This is a genomic window from Sphingopyxis sp. GW247-27LB, assembly GCF_002277025.1.
In the GTDB taxonomy this organism is placed as follows: domain Bacteria; phylum Pseudomonadota; class Alphaproteobacteria; order Sphingomonadales; family Sphingomonadaceae; genus Sphingopyxis.
In genome coordinates this window covers 1-7,349 of the sequence record NZ_NIWD01000010.1, presented here as the reverse complement: position 1 = coordinate 7,349, position 7,349 = coordinate 1, and the positions used below count along the sequence as shown (strand labels likewise).

Here is a 7,349-nt window from a genome sequence, read left to right as displayed (position 1 = left end):
GTCCGCTATCGTGCACGTCCGCTTTTCGGCAGCACCTGGCTTCCCCACAATCAGACCAAAACAGCTTTCCCCATAGCTTAGCTCATGACCACCGCGGTTCGGGCATCGAAGACTTTCCGACGCCTAGCGGCGTCCGAAACTCTCAACGTTTCCAGCCTGTCGGCTTTCGGACTGAAAATGAAAGAAGCAGACATTGAGCTTCGCCAAAGCGTCGTCCTTGCGAAAACCGACATTGGTCTGTGCTGGCCGACGGCGGCTAGCCGGCAGGAGGCCGGGCAGACGGATCGATCGAACCGAATAGCGTTTCCAGCAGCGGGCATTCCGGGGTCTTGCCATCCGCGCATCGCACGACGGTTTCGGCAAGCACCGACTCCATGGCCTGAAGATCCGCGATCTTGGTACGAATGTCGGTCAGATGGACCACGGCGACCTCGCGCGCTTCGGTGCATGGGCGATCGCGGTCCTCGGCCAGCCGAAGCAGCGCGCGGATCTCGTCCAGCGTGAAGCCCAGTTCCCGCGCGCGCCGCACAAAGCCGAGCCGCATGAGATGACCATAGCCATAGAGCCGGTGACCGCCGTCGCTGCGCGCAGGCGCGGAGAGCAGGCCAATTTTCTCATAATAGCGGATCGTCTCGATGTTGCATCCGGTGCGCCGCGACAGTGCTCCGATGGGGAGCCGGGGCGCTGTGTCCTGCAGATTTTTCCGATCCATGCTGAAATACCTCTTGAACCTGTAGCCGCTACAGATCCTATCTAGGGTCAACAACGTGATTCGGAGAACAGAAAATGACCCAGCCGAAAACGGCTTCCAGACGTGGTGCGTGGATAGCGATTGTTGGAGGAAGTCTGGGCGCGCTCGGCGCGGCCTCTTGCTGCATCGTCCCGCTAGTGCTCTTCACACTGGGCGTCAGTGGCGCATGGATCGGCAACCTGACCGCGCTCGCCCCCTATCAGCCCATCTTCCTGGCGGTGGCGATCGCCTTCCTGGCCGCCGGGTTCTGGCGGATCTATCGTCAGCCGCGCGTGGTCTGCGCCGAGGGCGAGTGCGGCACGCCTTCCTCCAACCGCTTGGCAAAGACGGCCTTGTGGCTTGCAACGGCGCTGATCGGACTCGCCGTCCTCTTCCCCTATCTCGCCCCCCTATTCCTCGACCTTTGAACAAGGAGACCATGATGAAGAAGCTTACCCTGTTCGCGGCCGCGGCTGCGCTGTTCGCATCCGGGCCGGCCTTTGCCGCAATCCGGACCACCACCTTGGCGGTCGAGAACATGACCTGCGTGACCTGCGCTCCCACCGTCAAAAAGAGCCTGTCGCGCGTACCCGGCGTGACCGCTGTCGAAGTGTCGGCCAAAACGCATACCGCGACGGTCACCTATGACGACGCCAAGACCAGCACCGCGGCGTTGATCGCGGCGACCACCAACGCTGGCTACCCTTCCCGAGTCCGCAAGTGAAAGTCGTATCATGAGTGATTGCTGCAATCGGGGCGACGGCTCTCAGGCCAAGAAGTACGACCTTATCGTCGTGGGCGGCGGCTCGGCTGGGTTCTCGGCCGCGATTACCGCGGCGGAGCAAGGAGCCCAAGTCGCCGTTATCGGTGCCGGCACCATCGGCGGAACCTGCGTCAACGTCGGCTGCGTTCCTTCCAAGGCGCTGATCCGCGCGGTCGAGAGCATTCACCACGCGAATGCCGCGCCGATGCGGTTCAACGGTGTCGAGGCCGGGGCACGAATGGCCGATTGGGGCAAGGTGATCGCCGAAAAGGACTCGCTCGTCTCGGGCCTTCGTCAGGCGAAATATGCGGATCTCCTGCCTCTCTACAATAATATCGCCTACCATGAAGGCACGGCGCGGCTCGTCGAAAATGGCGTCGAGGCCGGTGGAAGGCGGTTCACCGCTGACCGGATCGTGATTGCGACAGGTACGCGTCCGGCGGTGCCGGCTATCCCGGGCCTTCCGGACGTCGATGCGCTCGACAGCACTACCGCGCTCGACCTGACCGAGTTGCCGAAATCGATGATCGTCCTCGGGGGCGGCTATATCGGTGTGGAACTCGCCCAGATGTTCTCCCGCGCCGGCGTCGACGTGACGCTCGTTTTCCGCAGCCGCCTTCTCCCCGATATGGAGCCGGAGATCGGTGCCGCGCTGACCGACTATCTTTCGAGCGAAGGCATCACGGTTCTGGGCGACCTCGCCTATCAGTCGGCCCACAAGACGGCGGAAGGGGGCACTGCGCTCACCGTCCTGCGCAACGGGGTCGCCGAAACCATCGTCGCGGAGCGCCTTCTCGTAGCGACCGGGCGCGCCCCGAATGTGGAGGACCTCGGTCTCATCGAGGCAGGGGTGAAGCAGACGCTCAGCGGTGCCATCATTGTCGATGACCATATGCGAACCTCGGTGCGCGGCGTCTATGCCGCCGGCGATGTGACGGGCCGAGACCAGTTCGTTTACATGGCAGCCTATGGCGCAAAGATCGCCGCCAAGAACGCCTTGAACGGCGATAGCCTGCGGTACGACAATTCGGCCATGCCGGCCGTCGTATTCAGCGATCCGCAGGTAGCCAGTGTCGGCTTCACCGAAGCGCAGGCTATCGCGGCAGGATATGCAACGCGAACCTCGACCCTCCCGCTCGAGAATGTTCCGCGCGCATTGGCGGCTCGCGACACGCGCGGCCTGATCAAGCTGGTTGCGGATGGCCGGACCCGCAAACTGCTGGGCGCGCATATCTTGGCGCCGGAAGGTGCGGACAGTATCCAGACCGCCGCCATGGCGATCCGCTGCGGCCTCACGATCGACGATCTGGCGGAGATGATCTTCCCCTATCTGACCACGGTCGAAGGACTGAAGCTGGCTGCGCAGACATTCGATCGGGATGTGAAAAGGCTGTCCTGCTGTGCAGGATAAGATTGCTCGGTCGCGTCGCGGCGGTGAGATGACATGAGTAGCCCGCGCGGTTCCGATCCCGCCAGCGGCGCCGGGGATTGGTCGGGTAACTGGCGCACGCTTGTCGGGCTCTGGGCTATTCCCGGCCTAGCCATGCTGGCCGCCATGTGGCTGGAACCTACGCCCCGCGCGGTCATCTGGACCGTCATGCTGGCCTCCATGGGTGCGGCTTGTATCATGAACGCCAGACGGTGCGGCCGGACTCATTGCCGTTTCACCGGACCGTTCCTGATTGGGATGGCGATACTGGTCGTCGCCTACGCGATTGGGATGCTGCCGCTGGGGCCACATGGCTGGGGTATTCTGGGCGGAGTCACGCTTGGCGGGTTTGCCGCTCTGTGGTGGGGCAGCGAACGGGCATGGGGCAAGTTCTCGCGTTCCAAAGATAAGGGCGTTTCTCGCAGCTGTTAGGTTTCGTGGGAGATCGGACGTCCGGCCACTGCTATAATGGCCCATTTGCGAACGACTGGTTTTGGGCCACGCGTCGCTGGCGGTGAATGGCCGGGCTTGGGCGCAAAGCCGATGTTCCGCACGCCGAGACGATCCCGGAATTTAATCCTTACCCGGGGCTCCGGCGAGCGGGGAAGATGAACGGCACGAACTTGTGTCCGCGGTTGTCAGTCCAGCGGAGCATTCGACAGCCGCATATCTTCGCTTTCCGTCACGAAGACCGAGAGATATTCTCCCGTGGGATTCCGCGTCGTGCCGGTCGGGTGACGATGTCGAAGCTATGGGCGGCCGACCAGCGGATCGGCCCCTCATCACCGCGGCTCGACCTGGGCCTGAAGTGCCGATTTCCGGAATTCGGCGAGTTCGGCTTCGACGAACTGCCGCGTCGCATCGAAGCCGTCGAAGAGATCATAGAGCGGCGTCAGGATTCGGTGCACGACATCGCCGAAATCATTCATCAACTCGATGATGCTCGTTGATGTCGCGAGCTTGACCGCATTGGTGCGGCTGCGATGCGTTTCCGCGACCGGCCGACGACGAAGCGGTGCCGCCCAGGTTACAAGCTCGCGGCCTTCCAGCCCCGTATAGCGGCTTTCGAACTGAATGGGCGCCTCAAGATCGAGATCGAGCGCCTTCGCGAGGTTGAGGATATGGACAAAAACCTCGGCGGTCCGCCAAACCGGAAGGGTGAGATCGAAGATCGTGCCCGGCTCGAGATTGCCCGAGCCGTCTTCCTGATAGCCGCGCTGGAGATAGGCCTTGAGATCGCCGGTCACCTGCCAGAAGTCGCTATGCGCCGCGTCGCGGAACACACGATCGGCGTCGGGGTTGCCGATCCAGCACTCGATAAGAGCATCGCGGATTACGGGCCGGATATTGTCTTTCGTCGGCACCCAGAAAGGCGACCAGCCCGAGGTCGACGGGAGGTCCTGGAGCTGCTTGCGCAGCGACCCGAGCGGCAACTCGATTTCGCCGTCCGCGATCGCATACGCATAGGTGACATGGCCGAGCGACTGGCGCGAGGGATGCGCGGGCGGCAGCGGCTCAACGAGCTCGGACCAGCGCTGGCGCGCCGCGCGTACGAAGGCCGCCAGACTGCCGGGCGCACTCGGCAGGGTCACCATGCCGAGTGCGCCAAGTATGTCGAAGACCTTTTCAAGGCGCAGCCTGATATCGCCCCGCTCGAACGCGTTGACGGTCGGCATGCTCACCCCGGCGATCGCCGCGAGCGACTTTTGCGTATGTCCTTCTTCCTTGCGGCGGCGCACCGCCTCATCGACGAGCGCTTGCCAGTCGAGCGGCCAGTCGGTCATGCCAATATCCTCCGGCTATTCTCCTCGACGCCCGCTTTGAAGCGGGCGCGAAAATCACCTTCATCGACGCGGGCGGCGAAGCGAAGCGTCTTGGGATCGGTGAGCCGCTTGGCGAGCTCGCCGAGCGCCAAGTCGACCGCCGCTTTCGGCAAACCGATTTCGGCCCCGAAGGCTTCGACAATCGGGCGGCTGAGCGTGTCGAACTCGCGCTTCCTGCCGCCGATCTCGAGCGCCGTCTCGCGGTTGAAAGGATAAAGGAGTGTGTTCAGCAGATCATAGGCGGGGCTGAGACGCAGCCCTTCCGGCCGTTCGAGAAGCGAGAAATTCTTGAGATGCGCATCGGCATTGCCGAGCGCGAGATTGAAGACAACGAGCTTGAAATAACGGACGAGGTCGAGCCGCGCGCGCGATGAAAAATGGGCGATGACGCTCGCCGCCTCTTCATAGCTTGCGTCATATTTGCCGCCGAACTCAGGCCCACGCGGCTTGCCGAGGATTTGCGCGAAATCCTCGAGCCGGAGCCGTTCGCCATCGACACGATCGAAGCGCTCGACGAGAAGCGCAAGCCCCTCGATGCCCGCGACAACCGCTGGCTCGGCGCGCGTTACCTCATTCTCGCCCAATATCTCGCGCGCAAGCCGCAAGCTCAGCGCCTCATTCTGGACGAGCGTCGGTTCGTCATTATGGTTGAATTTGGCGATATGCGTTGCGGGATCGCTCGCCTCGACCGACGGGCGGAATGTCGCCTCATCCCGCCACGCGAGCAGCTTGCGCTGCACGCCCGAGATAGTGCGCGACGCGGTGACCGCGGCTTCCTCGGCGACGCTGCCATCGAGATGATGGACCGGCGCAATCCCGTCGGACGGCAATATGCCGACCGCGCCGATGCAGTCCGCGCCATATTGCAGCAATATCCCGAAATCATCCTGATCGGCGGCGCCGCCCGCACGCGCCTGCAAGCCGCGCAGCCACCCTTCCGGACCCAGATGCTCGAAAAAGGGAATCAACGCATCGCGGCTGACATGATCGCGCTTTGTCGCCGGCAACGCGCAGGCAATGTCGGCGGTCCAGCCGTCATCATAGGCGAAGTGACTGCCGCGTCCGGCCTCGCTGAGCAGCCCCGCGCGCGCGCCCTTATAGGTGACGATGGCTTCCCGGTCGGCGATTCGACTTCTCCGATCAAAATTGCTATGTTTTTCTCGTATCATGGCGATAAAAATAAAGCAATTTTGATTTTTATCGAATTTTTGTCCGGATATTTTCTCTATATAAATCCCATGAAAAGGATTAAATCATAGCGAACCCTTTGCGCGCCACGGCCGATAAAAATCAATTTTGACATAGATCTGTAGCGAAATGTGGAGATCGGCCAAACTTGATGCATGGGTGGCAAGGCCGGGGCATTCTTGGTCTGAAGGATCCCCATCCGCATTTGAAGACATACTCTTCATTCGGCCATCCTAGGGTGCCCGGTTCAACCATAGGGACCGGTTGGGCCGTTTATAGCTTCCGGGAAAAGCGACGCCTGCCAAAGCCTCCCGATCCGTTGGCGGCATCGAGGCCTCGAAGCCAAGCCCTCGCGCGCGCCAAGCGGAATCTCGCCGTTGGGGCGCTTGGTTCAAAAACCGCCCCCCTGCCGACTGCCATCACCGACGAGGCCGGTGACCTTCGCGGCCCTCTCCCGTGGCCGGACGAAAACCACCCCTCCTTGTCGCCGGTCTGCGGGTCTCCTCAGCCTAGTGCCATCAACCCCTGGCGGGGTTCGCCCTTCGCTCGCGCTCCGGTGACGGCGGCTGCCGGACCCTCCGGTTGGCGCCATCGGGGATGGTCCCCGACCAACCAAGGAGACAGGACATGGCCACCATCGCAAATCTCGTCGTGAAGTCCGACGGCAGCTTCGAGGGCAATCTCGCAACGCTCACGGTTTCGGCACCGATCGCGATCGTTCCCAATGGGCGCAAGATCAAGGACAGCGAGCCCGATTATCGTATCGTCAGTCGCAAGAATGGCTTCGAACTGGGCGCGGCGTGGACCCGCGAGTCGCAGAACAGCGGCGCCGAATATATCTCGGTCACGCTCTCGGCCCCCGAGTTCGGCACCATCTACGGCAACGTCGCCAACGCCCCCGGCGACGATCCGATGAAGAAGGTCATCATCTGGAACCCGCCGGCCTGACCCGCCGCGATGGCTCCGCCTTCGGGCGGGGCCATCGCCTTTACGCTTCACCATTATATCGGACGCGGGGCAATTCCGCTTCCAGCTGGGCGATACGTTCGCTGCAGAGCGTGTGAACGATCGCGCCAAGCTCTTCGACGCGCGCGGCGAGCCAGCGCAGTTCCTCGACGCCGATCCGATAATGTTTGGAATAGCGCGCCTTCACATAGGCTTCCTTGAGCTTCTCCCATCGCTTCTGATCGATGCGCCGCTCGCGCGGCCAGGCATCGACGAGCCGAAGATCGATCCGCTCGGCCTGAGTCCGGAGGAAGCCGAGATTATGGATGTCAAACGGCGTTCAAAAGGGACCCCCTATCGGCGTCGAAGAGGGACCCCCTTTTCGGATATGATGCCGGTTAGTTGAGGGTCGCCTTGCGCTGCGTGCGGCGGAGGGCGGGCGTAGCCCGACCGGAGGCGCGCGCAGCGCAA

At 62.6% G+C, this 7,349-nt stretch carries 8 protein-coding genes and 1 pseudogene; 5 read left to right on the top strand and 4 right to left on the bottom strand.

The genetic code is table 11. The features are described 5' to 3' along the window. Nucleotides 1-256: 256 nt before the first annotated feature. Nucleotides 257-712, bottom strand: coding sequence for a helix-turn-helix domain-containing protein (locus CD928_RS15915; protein WP_011542781.1), 456 nt, complete (start codon nt 710-712; stop codon nt 257-259). A gap of 74 nt (nt 713-786) precedes the next feature. On the opposite strand from CD928_RS15915, the gene CD928_RS15910 reads away from it, so the two are divergent. Genes CD928_RS15910 through CD928_RS15895 form a run of 4 tightly spaced genes read left to right on the top strand, consistent with a single transcriptional unit; the run spans nt 787 to nt 3,354 of the window. Continuing rightward, nucleotides 787-1,158 (top strand): mercuric transporter MerT family protein, encoded by a 372-nt coding sequence (locus CD928_RS15910; protein ID WP_011542782.1) that lies wholly within the window; start codon nt 787-789, stop codon nt 1,156-1,158. Between the two features lie 14 nt (nt 1,159-1,172). Then, complete coding sequence (gene merP / locus CD928_RS15905) at nt 1,173-1,454, top strand: mercury resistance system periplasmic binding protein MerP (protein ID WP_041384122.1); 282 nt, start codon at nt 1,173-1,175, stop codon at nt 1,452-1,454. Nucleotides 1,455-1,464: 10 nt separating this feature from the next. Beyond that, on the top strand, nt 1,465-2,904 hold the full coding sequence (gene merA / locus CD928_RS15900) for a mercury(II) reductase (RefSeq protein WP_011542784.1): 1,440 nt from the start codon (nt 1,465-1,467) through the stop codon (nt 2,902-2,904). Between the two features lie 33 nt (nt 2,905-2,937). Next, on the top strand, nt 2,938-3,354 hold the full coding sequence (locus CD928_RS15895; protein ID WP_011542785.1) for a hypothetical protein: 417 nt from the start codon (nt 2,938-2,940) through the stop codon (nt 3,352-3,354). A 350-nt stretch (nt 3,355-3,704) separates the two neighbouring features. On the opposite strand, the gene CD928_RS15890 is transcribed toward CD928_RS15895, so the two are convergent. Together CD928_RS15890 and CD928_RS15885 are read right to left on the bottom strand one after the other, a co-directional pair. Continuing rightward, a complete protein-coding gene (locus CD928_RS15890) occupies nt 3,705-4,706 on the bottom strand; it encodes a helix-turn-helix domain-containing protein (protein WP_095388105.1) in 1,002 nt (333 codons plus the stop codon). Next, nucleotides 4,703-5,914, bottom strand: a complete 1,212-nt coding sequence (locus CD928_RS15885; protein ID WP_095388104.1) for a type II toxin-antitoxin system HipA family toxin — start codon at nt 5,912-5,914, stop codon at nt 4,703-4,705. The genes CD928_RS15890 and CD928_RS15885 overlap by 4 nt, the downstream gene beginning before the upstream one ends. A gap of 646 nt (nt 5,915-6,560) precedes the next feature. Between CD928_RS15885 and CD928_RS15880 the strand changes: the two genes are divergently transcribed. Next, complete coding sequence (locus CD928_RS15880; protein WP_095388103.1) at nt 6,561-6,881, top strand: DUF736 family protein; 321 nt, start codon at nt 6,561-6,563, stop codon at nt 6,879-6,881. A 40-nt stretch (nt 6,882-6,921) separates the two neighbouring features. Here CD928_RS15880 and CD928_RS15875 read toward each other — a convergent pair. Next, nucleotides 6,922-7,206: pseudogene (locus CD928_RS15875) on the bottom strand (nucleotidyltransferase); the annotation flags it as partial. Nucleotides 7,207-7,349 lie beyond the last annotated feature (143 nt).